Below are 19,705 nucleotides of genomic sequence, written 5' to 3' on the forward strand. Positions count from 1 at the left end.
CGGCGGGACGGTGCACCGCGGCCCGATCGCCGTCAGGCCTGGCTGCGGCGCTTGCCGGTCTGCACGCGGCTTTCCGAGCGCAGCGAGCATTGCACCGGATGGGCGATTTCGGTCGCGAGCCCGCCTGCGGCAAACAGCAGGATCATCAGCCAGCGCTTCATGCGTCCTCCACGACCGACAGGCTCGCGCCGTTGGCGACCGTCGCGTCCAACGCATACGGATCGATGCCGTCGAGGCAACCGAGATTGACGCGCCAGCATGCCGGGTCCATGCGCGTCCGATGGAACGGATAGATGCCGCAGCGACTGCAGAAATAGTGTCGGGCCGTGTGGGTGTTGAAGTGGTAGCACGTCAGCGCGCCCTCGCCTGCGACGATCTTCAGGTCGTCAGCGGGGAACATCGGGCTCATCAGCGCGCCGCGGCGGCGGCACAGGCTGCAGTTGCAGCGGGCGGCCGGTGCAATGGCCGTTCGGACTTCGAATTTGACGGTCCCGCAATGACAGGACCCTTTGAACCAGGTTGCAGACATGATGCGCTCCAGAAGAGGTCATGCCTGCTTTATAGCGGACCCGCGCAGCCGCGTTGTATCGCACTGTATCCGCGGTCCGAGCAGATACAGAACATTGCAAATCGGCGGCCGGCGGTGCAGGTTCGCGCGCTGATCGCCGGCATGTGTGCGCGGCTTGCGAACCGCGCGCGGTCAGTCCAGCGCGTGCTGCAACCGCACGATCGCGGCCCGCGTTTCGCGCTCGAGCGTCGCGAACAGCTCGGCGGCCGGCAGCGCGCGCACGAGCGGCGCCGCCTGCCCGGCCCACTGCGCGCCGTAGCCGAATTCGCCCTTCGCCTTTGCCGCCGCATGCAGCGCCTTGCCCGCGTCGTACGCGATCGGATACGCGGGTGTGGCCGGCGCATGCGGATCGTCGCCGAGCGCGGTCAGCCGGTTCGCGATGCCGCGCGCGACCCGGCCCGAGATCGCGGTCGTGAACGTGGTGCGGCGTGTCGCGTCGCCGAGGATCGCACGGCGATAACCGTCGTCGATCGACGTCTCCGGGCACGCGACGAACGCGGTGCCGAGCTGCGCGGCCTGCGCGCCGAGCGCGAGCGCGGCGGCGATGCCTTCGCCGTCCATGATGCCGCCCGCGGCGATCACGGGCAGCGCGCATTCGCGCACGATCAGCCGCGTCAGCGCGAACGTGCCGAGGCGATCGTCGCGGGCGGTCGAATCGAACACGCCGCGGTGCCCGCCGGCTTCGATGCCCTGCGCGACGATCGCGTCGATGCCGGCGGCGGCGATCTGCCGCGCCTCGTCGAGATTCGTCGCGGCCGCGAACAGCGTGATGCCCGCGCGCTTCAGCGCGGCGATCACGTCCGCCGACGGCAACCCGAAATGGAAGCTGACGACGGCCGGCGTTTCCTCGACGAGCATCGCCTGCATCGCGTCGTCCGCGACGAAACTCGTATAGATCTCGGACAGCGATGCGGGCGGCGTCGCGCCGTATTCGCGGAACGCCGGCGCGAGCCAGTCGAGCCACGCGCGCTCGACCACCGCGTCGGCCCGGGCCGGACGGTGGCAGAACACGTTGATGTTGAATGGCCGGTCGGTGAGCGCGCGCGTGTCGCGGATCATCTTGCGCGCGCCGTCGGCATTCGTCGCGCCGACGCCGAGTGAGCCGAGCCCGCCCGCGTTCGATACGGCGGCCGCCAGCGCCGGCGTGCTGACGCCGGCCATCGGCGCCTGCACGATCGGCGCGCGAATGCCGAGCGTGCGCAACAGCGTCCGGTTATCGGTCGATTGATTCATGTTGCTTGCCTCCTGCACGATCCGTCATCGAAATGCGTCGGCCGCATGTCGGCCGACGCGTGTTGGTCGGGTCCGGCACGACGCGCGTTCGTCGTTCTTTGCACATAGCCGGACATGTGAAAACGGTGTCGAAAATGATGGGCAGCGTTAAGGTGCGGTGCACGGAGCGCGCAGCGAACGGGTGTGTTGTCGCTGCTTCCGGGCGCGGCATCCGCAACTGCGACCATCCTACGCCATGCCACGATCCACTGGCCAGCCGCTATCGGCCGCGCGCCCAGTGCGCGAGTACCGCGCAGGCCGCCAGCAGCGCGCCCGTCACGAAGAACACCGAATGCAGGCCGAGCGCGACGCCGATCTGCCCGCCGATCACCGGGCCGATCACCTGTCCGCTGAACTGCGCGGACTGCAGGTAACCGAGCATCTGCCCCGTCGCGCGCTCGTCGACCGATTGGCGGACGAGCTTGCCGATCGACGGCAGCAGCCCCGCGAGCGTCATGCCCATCAGCACGCGCAGCGCGGCAAGCTGCCACCAGTGCGTGACGAATGCCTGCGGCACCATCGCGAGCGCGGTCAGCAGCAGACAGCCGATGATCACGTTCCAGCTGCCGATCCGGTCGGCCAGCGCGCCGAGCCGCGCGGCGGTCAGCACGCTGCCCAGCGCCGAACACGCCATCACGACGCCGGCGACGCGCGCGAGGCCGTCGCCACCCACGCCGAGGCCACCGATATACACCGTGATGATCGGCTCGATCGACATGTTCGCGAGCAGCACCATCATCGCCGTCACCAGCAGCGCGGCGACCGCCGCGCGATTCGTGCGTTGCGCCGTGCCCGCGGCCGCACCGGCGGTACGTGCTTTCGCGTCGGTGTCCGCGTGGAAATCTTCCTTCACGAAGAAGATCGTCAGCAGCGCGGCGACGGCGATCATCGCGCCACCGGCGAAAAACGTGCCGCGAATCCCGACCCAGCCCGGCAGCAGTCCGCCGACGAGCGGCCCGACGAGATTGCCCGCGAGCGCACCGGTCGACAGGATGCCGAGCGCCCAGCCCGCGCGCTCGCGCGGCGCCTGCGTGCCGACCATCACGGTCGACGCCGACGCGTAGCCGCCGACGAGCCCCGCGATCAGTCGCAACGCGACGAGCTCAACCACGTTGTGCGCGATGCCGATCAGCGACATCACGATGGCCATCCCGATCGCCGCGCGCACGAGCATCGGCTTGCGGCCGAAACGGTCCGCGAGCCGGCCCCACAGCGGTGCGGTGACGGCCGTGCCGAGAAACGTCGCGCTGAACGCGACGCCCGACCACTGGATCACGGCCGACTGCGAGTCGACGCCGAGTTGCCGCACGTACAGCGGCAGGAACGGCAGCAGCATGCTCAAGCTGACGAGCGTCGTGAACGATCCGAATACGCAGACGGCGAGATTGCGCCGCCAGTAGTGCGCGTTGCGTTCCGCATAGCTGGCGGCGGGCCGTTCGGCGAGCGTCGGCGTCGGCACGTGTGCGGTCGTGCTCATCGCGCCCTCGCGATGCGAGTCGGGCCGACCGGGCCGGCACCGGCGGCACACGGCGTGCCGCGCCACGCGTTGAGCGCACGCGGCTGATCCAGAAGGGCTTGATGCATGTCGACCTCCATTCGCTGGACGGACGCCACGCGCGTCTGTCGGTTGAAGAAAGTCTAGATTGACTCGAATGTCGAGAGAATCCCCGTCGCGCGAAAGCCATTCTTCCGCGTTGCGGTTCAATCGCCGTCGGTGATGGCGGCCAGCTGTGCGAAATGCTCACGCAGGCGCGGCGTCGCGAAATCGACGAACGCGCGCACCTTCGGGACCGACAGCCGTCCGTAAGGTGTGACGAGATGGATGGGCAGCGGCGCATGTTCGCTGTCGCTCAGCACGATCCGCAGCGCGCCGTCGCGCACCGGTTCGGCGACGTGATACGAAAACAGCCGCGTGACGCCGTGGCCGGCGACGGCCGACGCGACCGCGCCGCGGATCGTGTTGATGATGAAGCGCGGCGCGAACTGGACGACCTGCGGCAGCGCCGATGGCCCGGACGGCGGGAAGCTCCACGAGTCGAGCCCGAAGTGCGTCATCGAGATGATCCGGTGCTGCGCGAGATCGGCCGGCGTCTCGATCGCGGCATGCTTCGCCAGGTAATCGGGCGACGCCACGACGACGCGCCGCACCGTGCCGACCGGAATCGCGACGAGTGTGGAATCGGTCAGGTGCGCGATGCGCAGCGCGACGTCCATCCCTTCGTCGATCAGGCTGACGGGACGGTCGAGCAGCTGCAGGCGGATCGACACGGCCGGATGGCGCTCGATGAATTCGTCGAGCAGCGCGCGCAGCACGTCCTCGCCCGCGGCGACCGGCGCGGTGATCGTCAACATGCCGCGCGGCGCCGAGCGTTCGTCGGCGACCAGCATGTCGGCTTCCTCGAGATCGGACAGGATGCGGCGGCACGCGGCCGCGTAGCGTTCGCCGGCCTCGCTCAGCCGAATCGTCCGGGTGGTCCGGTACAGCAGCGCGGTGCCCGTGTGCGCCTCGAGAAAGGCGATCGCACGGCTGACCGCCGCCGGCGAGCGGCCGAGCCGCCGGCTCGCACCCGCGAGGCTGCCCTCGTCCAGCGTGGCGACGAACACCTTCATCGCGTCGATTCGATCCATGGCGTGTGAAATGGGGCGAGCGGTCGTGTGATTGGCGGCGGGCCAGCGTGCAGTCTACCGCACGCGGGTGCGGTGCCTTGCCGGGGGATGCTGCGGCAGCGGTTTTGGCCCTACAATGCGCAGGCGAAGAAATCGCACGAACGGCCGTCACGACGCCGCGTTCATCGAACGCGGCGCCGGACATTCAAGCGGTTGCGCTGAATAACGAACAACAACCTGAACAGCACTCATGAAAAGAAGAACATTTCTCGCGCTGCCCGCCGTGGCAGCGTCCGGCATGCTTGCCGGCTGCAGCGATTTCGGCCCCGTCACCAAGGAATGGATGAAGGATTCGAAATACGACGAAACGTTGTCGACCTTCCTGATGACCGCCGACGGCAAGCAACTCGTCGTGCTCGGCACGAAGTACCACTACATCTTCGATTTGCCGCCGAGTCTCGCGACTGTGTTCAAGGCACCCTATCGTCCGAAGCTTCAGACGGCGTTCCTCGATTTCGAGGCGCACGGCGAGCGGATCACCGGTCGTTATGCGATGCGACTCCCCTATGCGGATGCGCCGGACGGCTCCGAGATGAGAGCGCGCGCGCTCGCGGACGGTTTCAAGAAAGAGTCCGGTTACCTGGAGGAAGACGGCACGATCAGCGGCAAGCGCTACCTGCCGAACGAGGTCACGCCGTCGTCGGTACCGCAGGCGTTCAATCGTCCGTATCAAGTCACGGTGACGGAGAAGCTATCGGCAGTCGGTAAAGGCGCCAAGCTGGCGTTGTCGCCGATTACGATGGCGGCGGACGGCGTGTTGGGGCTGCTCGGCGTCGCGCTATTTCCGTTCGCGCTTACCGCATTCATCGTCATGGCGAGCTAGGACCGGCGCATCGCGGTCTGGCCGCGATGCGTCGACAATCCCGCGACACACCGGAATCGATGATGAGATCTCCCGCCCGAAAGCTGCTCCGGATCGGTTGCCTGGCTGGTTGCCTGGCCTTCGCGCACCACGCAGTCGCCGAAAGCGACTGGGACGCCGCGCGCCATGTCCGCACCGACTGGGTGTTCGCGTCGATGAAGGAAAGCGATGTGCGCCCGACGCTCGATCGCACGCTGAAGGACCAGGTGCGCTGGGCCGATTTGCCCGGCAATGCCCCCGACGCGGGCAACTTCCAGTGCACGAAGCTCGCGCTTCCGCCGTCGTCGGCCGAAGCACAGGCCGCATTCGACGCAGCGCCGTCGCCGCGCGGCCGCGACGCCGACAACGCCTATGCGAAGGCCGCATCGCTCGGTTCGTGGCGTGCGGCCGCGCGTCTGGCGAACAGTTCGCTCGACGACGAGGATTGGGAAGGCGCGCAGCCGGTCATCGCGTGGCTGCTCGTTCATCACGTGCCGGCCGGCTACAACAAGCTCGCGGACGTGCTGCAGGCGATGTCGGGCTACGACGGCGAAACGCCCGGCGAGCGCATGCGCGGGATGATCGCGTCGTTGCGCTGGCGCGCGGCGCGCGAAGGCGACCCCGTCGCGCAGATGGAGATGGCCGATCTGTTCGAGAAGCTGGGCAAGACGGATCTCGTCACCGCGCTGCGCGCGTGCGCGACGCAGCAGAATCCGGAATTGAAATGATGCGCGTCGCGCCGGTACGCCGCTCGTGACATTCGGCGTACCGGCGCGAGCAATCGCGTTGTCGTTTCAGACTTCGTACCGCACCGCATGCGCTTCGGTCGGCAGCGGCAGATCCCAGCGCAGCAGCATTGCCTCGAGCGCGCGATTCGTCAGCGACGTGTCGCGCCGCGCGTTGCGGCGCAACAGTTCCGCGCGCGGCTGTTCGAGGTAGACGAGCGTCACGTCGGCGCCGTACGCATACAACAGGTCGAGCGTCTTCTTGCGCATCAGCGGCGACAGGTTCGTCGCGTTCCACACGAACGGCCGCCGGTCGCGCAGCAGCGCTTTCGCGGCATCGACCGCATGGTGCGCAACCGCGCCCTCGTTCTGGCCGTGACGCAGCCCGAGTGCATCGCGCGCATCGTCGAACGACACGACCGGCAGATCCGGATGATGTCGTGCGACCCATGTGTTCTTGCCCGACGCCGGCAGGCCCGACATCACGACGACCTGCGAGCCCGGTGTGCGGAACAGCGGATAGTCGGGATGCACGTCCGCGCCGCGGAAGTAGCTGAGCGCCGTGTGCGCGTCGGCGAATGCGCGGGGCTGGCCGTAACAGCCCTCTTCCCGCGCCAGTTCGCGCAAGAGTTCGATGTTGTCGAGCACGCGCTGGGTGTCGGCGCAGATACGCCCGCGGATGTCGGCTTCGGCGAGCAGGCACAGCAGCGGGATGCTGACCTGCCACGACAGCTCGCGCGCGATGAACTCGGGCGTGCCGCGGCGCGACCCGCTCATTGCAAAGAACGGCACCTGATGCACGCCGATCATCCGGCAGATCGCCTCGCGCACCGCGAACGGAACGCCGGCATCCCAAAGCGCGATGCGCGCATCGATCGCCCCCTTGCGCGAGTGGCCGGGATGGCCGATCGCGCCGGTGACGGGATCGACGACCGTCGTGCTGTACTTGGCGATGTCGTGCAGCAGCGCGGCCAGGAACACGATTTCCTGGTCGGCGCGCGACGCGGCCCGATAGCCGGGCAGCGCCAGCAGCGCGTCGATCACCATCATCGTATGCGTCCACACGTCGCCTTCGCCGTGATGCGCCGACTCCTGCGGCGTGGTCTTCGCGTGTTCGAGCGCGGGAAACGCCGCGAGACACGCGCGATAGTCCGGCTGCTGGCCGGGCGCGGGCACGAGTGCCTGCAGATATGCGTATTTCATGATCAAGACTCCTGTCGAAACGGCGCACGGCCGTGTCGTCGTTATTCTTTTGCGGGTGCGACCGGGATCGATGCCCACGTTACCGTCGGGCGCGGCGCATACAGGTCGACATCCGGCGCGAGCAGGTTCGGGACGAACGGCTGCTCCGAGTGATGGCGCGCCGAATCGAGAATGGCCTGCACGAAATCGTGGCGCACCCACTTCAGGCGCGCGGTCGTCGCGTCGTCCGTCTCGACCTTCACGTAGAGCCCTTCGGAGCGTTCCGACTTGTCGCACTGCTGCCATGCGCGCGCGAGGTCGAGCCCCTGTCGTCGCACGGTGTTCTCGAATGCGCGGCGCCAGTCCGGCGTCTTCGCGAGCGACGGACCGAGCAGCGCCTTCAGGTCGGCCAGCCGCGCCGGCGCGATGCCTTCATACAGCACCGGCACCGACAGCACGGGCCCGTCGGCGAGCAGCGCGCGGCGCGCGGGTGTCGACAGGAAGCGGTCGGTCGCGCGGTCGAACACGTCGAACTCGAAGAAGTGATGCGGCAGCGCGTCGTAGAACACGGCGTGCTTCTTGCTCATCGTCTCGCCGTACATCACGTAGCGATCGCCGAGGCGCTCGAGCAGCCAGCCGGCATGGGCCGCGGCCCAGGTCTTCACGAAACCGAACTGCCGTTCGCGGCCGCCGCCGGCCAGATAGTGGCCGCGCGACTGCAGCAGCAGTTCGCCCGCCGGGCTGAAACTGATGCCCGTGTTCGCGCCGTCGAGCTTTTCCTCGACGACGAGGTGTGCGCCCGCGAGGGTGCGATAGGGAACGTGGTCGTGACCTTCGTCGCCGTCCTGCAGGCGCGAGCCTTCGAGGTGCGGCGTGCGCGGATAGCGGGCGAGGTCGAGCGATTGCGCGTAGGCGCGAAAATCCAGCGTCATGGTCTTTCTCCGGAAACAGGGGAAAAAGCCGACGACGTGAACGAACGGATGGAGTGCGTTACGGTGTCAGTGCGAGTCCGGGCGCGGCCCTGCGATCATGGTTCCGGTGCCGTGAGGCAAACGGAAACGGGCAGGACGACACGCGGCCGGGACGGCAGTCGTCGGCGTATCAGGCGAAGGGACGATTGAATGCGGGCACTTGGATCACCGATTCGATGAGGGTTCAGGGATGAAGCAGGCGGATGCTACGAAACGGCTTTTCAGCTGTCAAGCGCGACCGGACACGCCCGTCGAGGCGGCATGCATCCGTTGAACGCCCGTCGCGGCGCGCCGCACACGCGATCGATGCGCAAATGATCCGGATTCCTATGTGTGTGTTTTTCGCCACATCGAACCAGAATTCGATCGGCAATGCCCCGCCGCCCGCTTGCTGCGTCCGTTGTGCGCATGCTAGAGTCGCCGCCATTCCGATCAACCCCTCACTCGCAAGGAGAAGAAAAACATGACGTCATACCAACGCTCCTCCCGTCGCGGGTCGTAGTTCGGGTTTTTCGCGTCCGTCCGTTTCATCGTTCACGCAACGCAGCACAATGCATCGCCGTCCTGGCGATGAGCCGGATCGTTTCGATCCGGTGGTGCCGCCCTCTTCCCGACTTCAGATGTCGAGCAGCGCATGCGTGCGCTGCCCGTGCCATGGCCCGCCGTTCTTCCTTTTCATCGAACGGAAACCTCCATGGGCAATTCCATGCAATACCTGGCCGAGCGCATCACGCTGTGCGCTTGCGCCACCACCTGGATCGAAGGTGAGGCGATCCGGCAGCTCGAGCACGCTGCCACGCTCCCCGGCATGCGGCGCGTCGCCGGCATGCCCGATCTTCACCCCGGACGCGGCTACCCGGTCGGCGCCGCGTTCTTTTCGACAGGCCGGCTGTATCCGGCGCTGATCGGCGGCGACATCGGCTGCGGGATGGCGTTGTGGCAAACCGCGCTCGACGCGCGGCGCGTCAGCGCGTCGAAGCTCGCGAACCGGCTCGGCTCGATCGACGCCACACCCGATGCAAGCTGGCAGCCGCTCATCGCGGCCGCCGGGTTCGCGGATCATGCGTTCGCCGCGTCGCTCGGCACGATCGGCAGCGGCAATCATTTCGCGGAAGCGCAGCGGATCGATGCGGTGTACGACGCCGACGCCGTCGAGGCGCTCGGTCTCGAGCGCGATCGCCTGCTGTTGCTCGTGCACAGCGGATCGCGCGGCTTCGGCCAGTCGATCCTCGAGCAGCACATGCGCGAGCACGGCTACAACGGTCTCGACGAGACGGATGCCGCGTGCACGGCTTACCTTGCACGTCACGATGCGGCGTTGCGCTACGCGGTCGCGAATCGCGACCTGATCGCGCGGCGCATGCTGGCGCGCTGGCGCAGCGACGGCCGGTGCGTGCTCGACGTGAACCACAACCTGGTGAGCCGCGCGCGCGTCGACGGCGAGCCGGGCTGGCTGCATCGCAAAGGCGCGACGCCCGCCGACGCGGGGCCCGTCGTCATTCCCGGGTCGCGCGGCGACTACAGCTACCTCGTCGCGCCGGTGCGGCCCGACGATGCGGCCAGCCTCGCGTCGCTCGCGCACGGCGCGGGCCGCAAGTGGGCACGCGGCGATTGCAAGGGCCGTCTCGAACGGCGCTTCACGCCATCGCAGCTCACGCGCACGCCGCTGGGCAGCCACGTCGTCTGCGAAGACCGCGAACTGCTGTACGAGGAAGCACCGCAGGCGTACAAGCCGATTGACAGCGTCGTCGACGCGCTCGAGGCGGCCGGCCTGCTGCGCAAGCTCGCGCGGCTCGCGCCGGTGCTGACCTACAAGACCTCCGGGGAGGACCGCCGATGCTGATGCAGATTTCGTCGGCGCACGGCGCGCTGGAGTGTCAGCTCGCCACGGCCAACGCGTTGCGGCGCCTGCAGGCGGAAGCCGAAACGCGGCGTGTCGTCGTGACGGTGCTCGATGCGCAGCCCGGCGAACGGCCCGGCACGCTGCGCTCGGCGCTGCTCGATCTCGACGGCGACGGCGCGCAGGCGCTTGCGGACCGGTGGACCGGCACGCTGCAATGGATTTGCGCGAGCCCGTACCGGCTGCGCCATCCGCGCAAGAACTGGTTCATCGGCGTCACGCGCTGTGCCGATGCGGCGCCACCGCCGGACGGCGACGTGCGGTTCGAAGCCATGCGCGCACGCGGCCCGGGCGGCCAGCACGTGAACAAGACGAGCTCGGCGATCCGCGCGACCCACGTGGCGACCGGCCTGTCGGTGCGGGTGGAAAGCGAGCGCAGCCAGCATGCGAACAAGCGTCTGGCGCTGCAGTTGCTGCAGGTGCGGCTGCAGCAGGAGGCCGACCGACACGCGTCGGACGCGCGCCGGCAACGGCGGCTGCAGCATTTTGCGCTGGAGCGCGGTAACCCCGTGCGCGTGTTCCATGGGGCGGCGTTCGTGCCGGCCGATTGAGTGCGGCAGCCCGGCCGTCGGCGGCTGTTACGCCGGCGGCCGGGCAATCGGGCTCATGGTTTTCCCGGCCCTCCGGTTGCGCAGGCGCGCAACCGGATCCAGTGCACAACCACCCGCCGCGCAGGCTGCACCGGCCTGCCGCACACACGCCGGCCGCCGCGCGATCCCTACCCTTTCTGCACGGGAAAGGACACTTGAGACATCCGCAATTATCACGTGCCCCGGATTTGCCCACCATGTGTCGGACGATCGGCGCAGCCCGCATGGCCGGCCCTTTACGGGCCTCGCGGTGCCTGCCGTCGCGTCGTGCGACCGGCCGCATTGCGCGACGGCATATCGATAATCAGGAGACACGATGAACAGCCAATCCCTCGATCTGGGCGGCACCGCTGGCGAGCCCGCGTCCGCCCGGCCGCCGGCCGCTCCCGCCGGCGTCGGCGTCGATGCGGCGGCCCTCCCCGCCCGCCGCGTCACGCTCGGCGATTTCATGGACGACCTGCCGGTCGGTGCATTGCACCGGTTCGTCGTCTGGGTGATCGGCATCGGGCTGTTCTTCGACATGTACGAGATCTTCCTCGTCAGCACGATCGGTTCCGCGTTGCAGAACGAATACGGGTTGAGCCGGCAGAGCGCCGATTTCAAGCTGCTGCTGGCATCGGCGTTCATCGGGATGTTCGTCGGCGCGATGTGTCTCGGCACCCTCGCCGATCGCATCGGCCGGCGCAAGGCGTTCCTGTTGACGCTCGTGTGGTACAGCGCGTTCTCGCTGGTCGGCGCGTTTTCGGTGAACGCCGACATGCTGGTCGCGTGCCGGTTCCTGACGGGCATCGGCGTCGGCGCGATCTATCCGGTCGCCGACAGCTTCCTGTCCGAAATCCTGCCGAAGGAAAAGCGCGGACGGCTCGCCGCGTGGGCCTATACGACTTCCTATGTCGCGGTGCCGCTCGTCGGTTTCCTCGCGCTGTGGCTGAACCCGCTGCATGTGGCCGGCGTGGCCGGCTGGCGCATCATCCTCGCGATCGGCAGCCTCGGCGCCGTCTACGTGCTGCTCGTCCAGCACCGGTTGCCGGAGAGCCCGCGCTGGCTGCTCGCGCAAGGCCGCACGGCCGACGCGCACGCGGCGCTGCGACGCTTCGCGGAAGGCACCGGCGTGCGCGTGCCCGAGCAATTCGCGGAACCGGCCGAGCCGCAGCGGCCGCTCGGGCTCGGCGAGCGCATCGCGCTGCTGCGCCGCGAACCCTACGGCGCGCGCTATGTGATGCTCGCGATCTTTCACTTGTTGCAGGGCTTCGGTTATTACGGTTTCGGCACGCTGGCCGGCACGGTCGTGAAGAGCCGCGGCTTCGACGTGACGGACAGCACGCTGTTCATCGCGCTGTCGTTCGTCGGTTATCCGATCGGCTCGCTGCTGTCGATTCCGCTGCTCAACTGGATCGAACGCCGCACGCTTGTGATCGTGTCGATCCTGTCGATCGCCGTATTCGGGCTCTGCTTCGCGTATTCGGGCAATACCGTGCTGATCGTCGGTTTCGGGTTGCTGACGACCTGCGCGTCGAACGTGTTCAGCAACGCGTATCACGTGTACCAGGCCGAGATCTTTCCGGCGCGCGTGCGCTCGACGGCGATCGGCAGTACGTACGCGCTGTCGCGCATCGTCAGCGGCGCGCTGCCGTTCGTGTTGCTGCCGGTGCTCGTCAGCCACGGCGCGGGCGCGATGTTCGGGGTGATCTCGATCGCGCTCGGCATCGTCGCGGTCACGCTGCGCGTGCTCGGGCCGCTGACCACGCGGCGCAGCCAGGATGAGATCAATCCGGTTTGAGCGTGTGCCAACCGATGGCGGGCGCAGTCCGACGAGAGATACGTGTCGATCGATGGCTGCGTCCTTCAGTCCTGGCCTGCGCGGCAAGGATCCGTCGACGACATTTCCGCTTGAGAAACGACGACCGTGAATTCGATCCCCGATTCAAAATTCAATGTCATGGTCGAGAACCGCGGATCGTCATCGAGGTAGTGCTTGTACGGTCGAACGGCGTCCTCGGCCGTGTACATGTTGTCGGCGAGGACGATCGATCCCGGGCGCAGCAGGCGCTCGATCCCCTTGAACAACTTCAGATAGGCGTCGGCCCATACGTCGATGAAGACCATGTCGAAGCTACCGTCCAGTTCGGCAACGGTCTCGAATACATCGCCCTCCCGCAGGTCGACATGGGCGTCCAGGCTCGCAGCCCTGACGTGATCGCGCAATCGTGCGCACTTGAGCGCATCGCGTTCGGTCGCGACGACCACGCCACGGCCCAACGTGCGCAGCGCCTCGGCGAAATACAGCGTGGACACGCCGCATGAACTGCCGAGTTCGAGGATTCTGGCCGGCCGTTGCGAGAGCACCATGTTGCGCAAGAATTCTCCCGTTTCCGGCGACACGGCCAACGATAACGCACTGCCTTGCGACGCCTCGAAGTCGTCGGTGGACAGCCCGAGCGTTTCGAGAAACCGCCCCCGCAGACGGGGGGCGATCGCGTCGTATTCGTCGGCTAACGACAGGAAATCCTCGTTCGATCCCTGGAACTGCGCGCGGGCGCGGGCGATGATTTCGGTCCGGCTCTCTTCGTGGAGCTGTCGCAGAAGACCGAGGGTGGGTGAATCCATGTGCGTTCCTGGACGAGATTGATCACGTCGACGCGGTATCCGGCGACTGCGCGTCCCGTCAGGGTTGCCGCGCGGTCGCTCGATCGCGGCGATACACGGGGGCTGCTAAGCCGTTCGGGCGAGCGTGATGGCGCGCTCGGGGCACGCCGTCACGCACAGTCCGCATGACCGGCACGCATCCGCATTCGGCGTGTAGGCGACTTTCATGCCATGCACGCGCAGCTTCAAGCGATGCATCAGATCAAGGCCGACGTAATCGGCGTTGTCGATGCGACGGACCTCGAACACGTTCTCAGGGCACACCTCGACGCAATCCCCTTTGCCTTCGCAACGCTTCAGATCGACGACCGGCGCGATCACGCCCGGTTTCTGTTTGCAGTCGCCCGTTGATGTTTCGCGCACGTTCACTCTCCCGTGGGCCGGTTGCTGCCGGCTTGCCACGCGGTCCGGAAATGCTCGCGTTCCTCGGGTGTCATGGATTCCCACTTGCGCCAGTGGCGCCGGCCGCGCCAGCCGTGGTGCCCGCGGAATCCGCCGAACAGGATGCGGCTCAACACGAGCAGGCCCAGCGCATGGGCGAAGTCGATCGTCCGGGCGCCGACGAACAGCGCCGGAATCACCCAGTTCCATAACATCATGACGATCCAGCCGAGCACGCCTATGGCGATCACGACGAACAGCGCCTTGCCCGCACATCTGATTCGAAAATTCATCTGTCGACTCCTCTAGGTATTGTCCAATTCGTCATAAATGAGCTGCAGCCGGGCACGCAGATGCAAGACCGCATAGCGTTTGCGAGCGAGCAGCGTATTGAGCGCGACACCGCTTTGCGCGGCCATCTCCTTGAAGGACTGGCCGTCCAGTTCGTGCGCGACAAATACCTCGCGCTGATTCGCCGGCAACTCGTCGAGCGCATCCTGCAACGCCTTGAGCAAGAGCGTGCGAGCGTAGAGCGCTTCGGGGCCGGCATCGTGTGCCGGTAGCGCAAGGTCCAGGCGATACTCGCTGTTCGCTTCGTCGTCGGCCTCGAGCAGGTCGGCCAGCGGCTGCTCCTTCTTCTTGCGAAAGCGGTCGACGATACGGTTGCGCGCGGCACGGAACAGCCACGCGCTCACCTGTTCGATGGGCGCGGGAAGCCGGTAAGCCTGAACGAATTCGTGAAACACATCCTGCAGAATGTCCTCGGCATCGTCCGGATCGCGTATCCGACGCCGGATAAAGCTCACGAGTCTCGTTCGCTCACGCGTCACGATCGCGGTGATGTCGCGGTCTGGGTCGGTCATCGTGCGTGAAGTGGGTGGCGATTCCATGTGCCTGAAGACGTTTCAGGCGCGCGAATATTGTGTCGAGTGCGAAAAATGACTGCCGAGCGCGTCGGCTTCACGGGGACGCCGCCAAGCAAGCGGAATACCCGTTTGTCCGGCCCGGACGTCATCGCCGACACAGTCGGGAACGGTGTAAAGATAGTGCAAGGAACGAATCCGCGACGACAACGCGGAAAATGCGCTTCGCGGCAGCGAAACGTGCGGGCGGCAGGCGTGTGCCGTGCTCGCGATTGTCGGCTGCAATCGAACAGTACTCCGCGAGGGTCGTTCGCGGTCGTCTGCCGATCGATCTGGCGCGGATACGTCGAATCGGTTTCCTGCAGCGGTGGGCCGAACGCGCACCGATGATCACACTTCCTCGAAGCCGCACCGCGTCAACTTCTACCGCTTGCGGGCTGGCCTCAACGCGCCGACATGAAATCGAACAGCTTCGCGATATCGGTCGACAGCACGGTGCCGGCCTTCACGCCGACCCACAGCGTGCGCGTCGCCCACGCATCGTCAAGCTTCACGACCCCGAGCCGAGCCGCGCGCTCGCCGGTCACCGCATCGCGCGGCAGGATGCCGATACCGAGCCCGGCCTCGATCATCCGGCTCACGCCGTCGAAATTCGATACCTGGATCCGCAGCTTCAGCGAACGCTCGACCGCGAATGCGGCGTCGGTCATGCGCGCGAGCAGCGAGCTGCCGTCGCTGAGCCCCACGTAGTCCTCGTCGAGCGTGTCCGCGAAGCGGATGCTGTCGTGCGTGGCGAACCGGTGCGTGCGCGGCACGAGCAGCACGAGTTCGTCGCGCCGATACAGCCGCCGTTCGATGCCGGGCGCCGGCACGTTGTCGGCGAACACGCCGAGATCGGCCTTGCCGGACGCGAGCGCGTCGACGATCTCGTGGCTCAGCCGTTCCTCGAGACTCACTTTGATGCCCGGATTGACGGTGAGGAACGCGGCGAGATCGGCGGGCAGGAACTGGACGATCGCGGACGTGTTGGTCCATACGTGGACATGGCCGCGCACGCCGGCCACGTAGTCGCTCATCTCGTGCGCCATCCGGTTGACCTGCTCGATCACTTTCGCCGCGTGGTCGAGCAGTGCGCGGCCCGCGGGCGTCAGCTCGACGCCGCGTGCATGCCGCACGAACAGCGCGCTGCCTGTCACGCTTTCAAGCTCGGCGATCCGCTTGCTGACCGCGGACAGCGTGAGCTGGCCGTGTTCGGCGGCCTTCGTCAGGCTGCCGTGCTCGGCGACGAGCGCGAACACGCGCAGCGACTGCAGATCGAAATGAAGCGGGTTCACCATGTCGTGGGTCCTGGGAAGGCCGTTCGGCGCAAGCAAATCATCGCGGCGGCCTGACGCCGATCATACGCCCGGCCACGTGTGCGCGATATGGCGCGGCTAGCGCGGCGCGATTGCCTGCAACACGGCGAGCATCTCGCCGTGCGGGTTCGCGAGATCGTCGAGCACGTCGAAGTGCTTCATGCCCGGCAGCCGCACGTGCGCGATCGGTTCGCCGGCTGCGTCGCATGCCGCCGCATAGTCATGCGCTTGCCGAGTCAGTTCGGGCAGTTCGTCGTCGCCGACCGCGACGACGGTCGGCACGCCCGGCCCGATATGGCGCAGCGGGCTGCAGGTATCGATTTCGTGCACGGTGAGCTGCAGCTTGTCGTTCAGGCAGCACAGCGAGATCGGTTCGAGATCGACGAGCGGGCTGATCGCAAGCGCCGATACGACGGCCGGATGCGCGCGATGCATGGCCGTCAGGTGGCCGCCTGCCGAGTGACCGCTCAGGTGGATCGGCCGCTGCGCAGTGCCCAGGCCGTCGGGATCGGCGGCGAGGTAGTCGAGCAATGCGCCGATCTCGGCAACGATCTCGGCCATCGACGCGACCGGTGCCAGCGTGTATTCGGCGAGTACGACGTCGAAACCGCGCGCGAGCGGCCCGCTCGCCGCGTACGCGAAATCCTCTTTCGCGCAGTGCTGCCAGTAGCCGCCGTGAATGAACACGAACAGCGGCGCGCCCGGTTGCCCGCACGACAGCCAGTCGAAGCGCTGCGCGGGGCGCGTGCCGTAACGCAGGTCGCGGCGGCCTGGCGTCGCGTTGTAGAGTGCCGCGCTGCGCGCCTGGCACGACGCGAGCACGGCCGGGAAATCGGGAATGGCCTTCGTGTTCAGGTAGGCGGCGTCGAGCGCCGCGCGGTCCATGCCGCGATAGAGGATCGTCATTCGGGGAGCGCCTGGGTCGGGTTGCGGATGCGCGGGGAGGTTTGCCCTCCCCGCTGCGAAGGCGGCGGCCGGGCCGACGCCGTTGCGCCATTATCCGCAGCGTGGCCGGGGCCGGCTATCCGGAATCGGCGGGCGCGGCGCTGATCTGTCCGCTTTCGGCGAAGGACTGCGGTGCCCGTCAGATCAACTCGGAGATCTCGATCAGGTTCAGGTCGGGATCGCGCACGTACACCGAGCGGATCTTCTGCGTCGCGCCGGTGCGCTCGACCGGCCCCTCGACGATCGGCCAATCGACGCGCTTCAGGTGCGCGATCACGTCGTCGAGCGGCACCGATGCGATAAAACACAGGTCGAGCGCACCGGGCACCGGCACATGCGCTTTCGGTTCGAACTCCGCGCCGCGTACGTGCAGGTTGATCTTCTGGTTGCCGAAGCGAAACGCGAGCCGGCCGGCACCGAAGGTTTCGAGCTGCATCTGCAGCACCTCGGTATAGAAATGCCGGGTCCGCTCGGGATCGACGCAGGTCAGCACGAGATGGTCGAGGTGGTCAATCAGCGCCATGGGGTTCTCTCCTGTTCACGAGAAAGCGCGTTGCGCGGGCATGTCGCCGGCGTCGGCGCGCGGTGGCGGATGAAGATCCGAGCGGCGCCCGGCCTTCAGGATCTGGCTCGGCACGTCATGCCCGATCAGCGCGGGCAGCCGTGCCGATGCGGCGAGCACGGCCGCGAGATCGATGCCCGTATCGTAGCCGTCGAGGTCGAGCATGTGCACGAGTTCCTCGGTGCAGGCGTTGCCGGTTGCGCCCGGCGCGTACGGGCAACCGCCGAGCCCGCCGAGCGACGCGTCGAAGCGGTCGATACCGGCATCGAGCGCCGCGAGCGTGTTCGCGAGCGCCATCCCGCGCGTATTGTGAAAATGCAGCGCGAGCTGCAACGCGCCGAAGCGCTCGCGCGCGCGTTCGCCCAACGCGCGCACCTGCGACGGAAACGCCATGCCCGTCGTGTCGCACAGCGTGAAGCCGTGCACGCCGAGATCCGCGAAGCGCTGCATCCACGCGAGCACCGTTTCGGCCGGGACGTCGCCTTCCATCGGGCAGCCCATCGCGGTCGACAGCGACACGTTGATCGCGGTACCCGTGCCGCGCACCGCGTCGATCACGTCGCGCAGTTGCGCGAACGATTGCTCGCGCGTCATCCGCAGGTTCGCGCGGTTGTGGCTTTCGCTCATCGACATCACGAGGTTCACTTCGTCGACGCCGCACGACAGCGCACGCTCGGCGCCGCGCACGTTCGGCACGAGCACCGTATAGACGATGCCCGGCATGCGCACGATGCCGTGCATCACGGCCTCCGCGTCGCGCAGCGCGGGGATCGCCTTCGGCGACGTGAACGACGTGACCTCGATCTTCGCGTAGCCGCATGCGCTCAGCGCGTCGACGAGCGCGATCTTGTCGTCGGTGTCGACGAATGCCGCTTCGTTCTGGAAACCGTCGCGTGTCGCGACTTCCTGGATGTAGAGCCGTTTGCGTTGCGTGCTCATGTCGTCGTCTCCCGTATTCCGTTCAGATCACGCCGCGCGTGCGCCAGTCGCCGCGCGTCGCGGCATCGATGCCGATCGATTCGAGCACCGCATCGGTATCCGCGCCGAGCGCGGGCGCCGCGCGCTCGATGCGCCCGGGCGTCGCGCCGAGTTTCGGCACGATGCCCGGCACCAGCACGGGTGTGCCGTCGGGCAGCGCGGCGTCGACGATCATGTCGCGCGCGCGGTAATGCGGATCGGCCGCGATGTCCGAGACGTCGTAGATGCGCCCGGACGGAATGCGCGCGTCGTTCAGCGCGGCCAGCACGTCGTCGAGATCGTGGCGCGCGCTCCACGCGCCGATCGCCGCGTCGATGCGCTCGACCTGTGTGACACGCCCGTCGTTGTGCGCGAGCGCGGGATCGTTGCCGAGCTCGGGCCGGCCGATCAGCTCCATCAGGCGCCGGAAGATGCTGTCGCCGTTGCCGGCGATCAGCGCATATTTGCCGTCACGGCAGCGGTACGCGTTGGTCGGTGCGATGCCGGGCAGGCTGCTGCCGGCCGGCTCGCGCACGGCGCCGAATGCCGAGTATTCGGGCAGCAGGCTTTCCATCATGTTGAACACCGATTCGTACAGCGCGACGTCGACGACCTGCCCCTTGCCGCCCTGCTGCTCGCGATGCCGCAGCGCGAGCAGCACGCCGATCACGCCGTGCAGCGCCGACAGCGAATCGCCGAGCGAGATGCCGACGCGCACCGGCGTGCGGCCGGGTTCGCCGGTCAGGTGCCGCAGGCCGCCCATCGCCTCGGCGATCACGCCGAAACCGGGGCGGTCCCGATACGGGCCGGTCTGTCCGAAACCGGACACGCGCAGCATCACGAGCCCCGGGTTGATCGCGGACAGCGCGTCCCAGCCGAGCCCCCAGCCTTCGAGCGTGCCGGGCCGGAAGTTCTCGATCAGCACGTCGGTCTCGGCGACCAGACGGCGCACGACGTCCTGTCCTTCGGGCGTACGCAGGTCAAGCGTGAGCGAGGTCTTGTTGCGCGACTGCGCGGCCCACCACACCGATGTGCCGTCGTGCAGCAGCCGCCATTTGCGCAGCGGGTCGCCGAGGCCGGGCGGCTCGACCTTGATCACGTCCGCGCCGAATTCGGCGAGCATCCGGCCCGCGAACGGCCCGGCGATCAGTTGGCCGAGTTCCAGCACGCGGATGCCGTCCAGGGGTCGCGTCATGACTGTCTCCGATGAAATCGTGTTGTCGATGACGGCGATCATGACGGCGTTCGCGCACGGCGAAAATCGATCGATGCTCAACCAG

21 protein-coding genes are annotated in these 19,705 nt (G+C 67.4%); 5 read left to right on the forward strand and 16 right to left on the reverse strand.

The window, feature by feature from the left end; genetic code table 11:
• Nucleotides 1-32 precede the first annotated feature (32 nt).
• From ACTRWB_RS18925 to ACTRWB_RS18945, 5 genes are all read right to left on the reverse strand, one after another.
• On the reverse strand, nt 33-161 hold the full coding sequence (locus ACTRWB_RS18925) for a hypothetical protein (RefSeq protein WP_446902862.1): 129 nt from the start codon (nt 159-161) through the stop codon (nt 33-35).
• Entirely contained in the window at nt 158-529 is a 372-nt protein-coding gene (locus ACTRWB_RS18930) for a GFA family protein (RefSeq protein ID WP_048243190.1), read from the reverse strand. Before ACTRWB_RS18930 ends, ACTRWB_RS18925 begins: the two co-directional genes overlap by 4 nt.
• A gap of 171 nt (nt 530-700) precedes the next feature.
• Nucleotides 701-1,801, reverse strand: coding sequence for an NAD(P)H-dependent flavin oxidoreductase (locus ACTRWB_RS18935; RefSeq protein WP_446902863.1), 1,101 nt, complete (start codon nt 1,799-1,801; stop codon nt 701-703).
• A gap of 259 nt (nt 1,802-2,060) precedes the next feature.
• A complete protein-coding gene (locus ACTRWB_RS18940; RefSeq protein WP_446902864.1) occupies nt 2,061-3,317 on the reverse strand; it encodes an MFS transporter in 1,257 nt (418 codons plus the stop codon).
• A gap of 224 nt (nt 3,318-3,541) precedes the next feature.
• Nucleotides 3,542-4,468 (reverse strand): LysR family transcriptional regulator, encoded by a 927-nt coding sequence (locus tag ACTRWB_RS18945; RefSeq protein ID WP_446902865.1) that lies wholly within the window; start codon nt 4,466-4,468, stop codon nt 3,542-3,544.
• A 229-nt stretch (nt 4,469-4,697) separates the two neighbouring features.
• Here ACTRWB_RS18945 and ACTRWB_RS18950 point away from each other — a divergent pair, with 229 nt between their 5' ends.
• Together ACTRWB_RS18950 and ACTRWB_RS18955 are read left to right on the forward strand one after the other, a co-directional pair.
• Entirely contained in the window at nt 4,698-5,330 is a 633-nt protein-coding gene (locus ACTRWB_RS18950; protein ID WP_446902866.1) for a 5-formyltetrahydrofolate cyclo-ligase, read from the forward strand.
• Nucleotides 5,331-5,392: 62 nt separating this feature from the next.
• Nucleotides 5,393-6,076, forward strand: a complete 684-nt coding sequence (locus ACTRWB_RS18955) for a hypothetical protein (protein WP_446902867.1) — start codon at nt 5,393-5,395, stop codon at nt 6,074-6,076.
• 66 nt (nt 6,077-6,142) lie between these two features.
• Here the strand turns inward: ACTRWB_RS18955 and ACTRWB_RS18960 are convergent, their stop codons facing one another.
• Nucleotides 6,143-7,276, reverse strand: coding sequence for an AAA family ATPase (locus tag ACTRWB_RS18960; protein WP_446902868.1), 1,134 nt, complete (start codon nt 7,274-7,276; stop codon nt 6,143-6,145).
• 41 nt (nt 7,277-7,317) lie between these two features.
• The gene (locus tag ACTRWB_RS18965; protein WP_446902869.1) at nt 7,318-8,187 is read right to left on the reverse strand and encodes an RNA ligase family protein; all 870 of its coding nucleotides are present in this window, start codon (nt 8,185-8,187) and stop codon (nt 7,318-7,320) included.
• Nucleotides 8,188-8,920: 733 nt separating this feature from the next.
• On the opposite strand from ACTRWB_RS18965, the gene ACTRWB_RS18970 reads away from it, so the two are divergent.
• From ACTRWB_RS18970 to ACTRWB_RS18980, 3 genes are all read left to right on the forward strand, one after another.
• Nucleotides 8,921-10,069: an RNA ligase RtcB family protein gene (locus tag ACTRWB_RS18970; protein WP_193098389.1), complete on the forward strand. Its 1,149-nt coding sequence runs from the start codon at nt 8,921-8,923 to the stop codon at nt 10,067-10,069.
• Nucleotides 10,063-10,677, forward strand: coding sequence for a peptide chain release factor H (prfH, locus tag ACTRWB_RS18975; RefSeq protein ID WP_446902870.1), 615 nt, complete (start codon nt 10,063-10,065; stop codon nt 10,675-10,677). The genes ACTRWB_RS18970 and prfH overlap by 7 nt, the downstream gene beginning before the upstream one ends.
• Before the next feature lie 355 nt (nt 10,678-11,032).
• Nucleotides 11,033-12,496 (forward strand): MFS transporter, encoded by a 1,464-nt coding sequence (locus tag ACTRWB_RS18980; RefSeq protein ID WP_446902871.1) that lies wholly within the window; start codon nt 11,033-11,035, stop codon nt 12,494-12,496.
• A gap of 65 nt (nt 12,497-12,561) precedes the next feature.
• Here the strand turns inward: ACTRWB_RS18980 and ACTRWB_RS18985 are convergent, their stop codons facing one another.
• The 9 genes from ACTRWB_RS18985 to ACTRWB_RS19025 all read right to left on the reverse strand — a co-directional run bounded on the left by ACTRWB_RS18985 (nt 12,562) and on the right by ACTRWB_RS19025 (nt 19,620).
• The gene (locus ACTRWB_RS18985) at nt 12,562-13,323 is read right to left on the reverse strand and encodes an O-methyltransferase (RefSeq protein WP_446902872.1); all 762 of its coding nucleotides are present in this window, start codon (nt 13,321-13,323) and stop codon (nt 12,562-12,564) included.
• Between the two features lie 105 nt (nt 13,324-13,428).
• Nucleotides 13,429-13,725, reverse strand: coding sequence for a 4Fe-4S dicluster domain-containing protein (locus ACTRWB_RS18990; RefSeq protein WP_446902873.1), 297 nt, complete (start codon nt 13,723-13,725; stop codon nt 13,429-13,431).
• A gap of 2 nt (nt 13,726-13,727) precedes the next feature.
• A complete protein-coding gene (locus ACTRWB_RS18995) occupies nt 13,728-14,036 on the reverse strand; it encodes a hypothetical protein (protein WP_446902874.1) in 309 nt (102 codons plus the stop codon).
• A gap of 12 nt (nt 14,037-14,048) precedes the next feature.
• A complete protein-coding gene (locus ACTRWB_RS19000; protein ID WP_446902875.1) occupies nt 14,049-14,633 on the reverse strand; it encodes an RNA polymerase sigma factor in 585 nt (194 codons plus the stop codon).
• A gap of 416 nt (nt 14,634-15,049) precedes the next feature.
• Complete coding sequence (locus ACTRWB_RS19005) at nt 15,050-15,943, reverse strand: LysR family transcriptional regulator (RefSeq protein ID WP_129514592.1); 894 nt, start codon at nt 15,941-15,943, stop codon at nt 15,050-15,052.
• Between the two features lie 96 nt (nt 15,944-16,039).
• Entirely contained in the window at nt 16,040-16,867 is an 828-nt protein-coding gene (locus ACTRWB_RS19010) for an alpha/beta hydrolase (protein ID WP_446902876.1), read from the reverse strand.
• A gap of 178 nt (nt 16,868-17,045) precedes the next feature.
• Nucleotides 17,046-17,429, reverse strand: coding sequence for a VOC family protein (locus ACTRWB_RS19015; RefSeq protein WP_129514590.1), 384 nt, complete (start codon nt 17,427-17,429; stop codon nt 17,046-17,048).
• A 15-nt stretch (nt 17,430-17,444) separates the two neighbouring features.
• Complete coding sequence (locus tag ACTRWB_RS19020; RefSeq protein ID WP_446902877.1) at nt 17,445-18,407, reverse strand: hydroxymethylglutaryl-CoA lyase; 963 nt, start codon at nt 18,405-18,407, stop codon at nt 17,445-17,447.
• A gap of 22 nt (nt 18,408-18,429) precedes the next feature.
• Nucleotides 18,430-19,620: a CaiB/BaiF CoA transferase family protein gene (locus ACTRWB_RS19025; RefSeq protein WP_446902878.1), complete on the reverse strand. Its 1,191-nt coding sequence runs from the start codon at nt 19,618-19,620 to the stop codon at nt 18,430-18,432.
• Between the last annotated feature and the right edge of the window lie 85 nt (nt 19,621-19,705).

The organism is Burkholderia sp. YIM B11467, assembly GCF_052952715.1.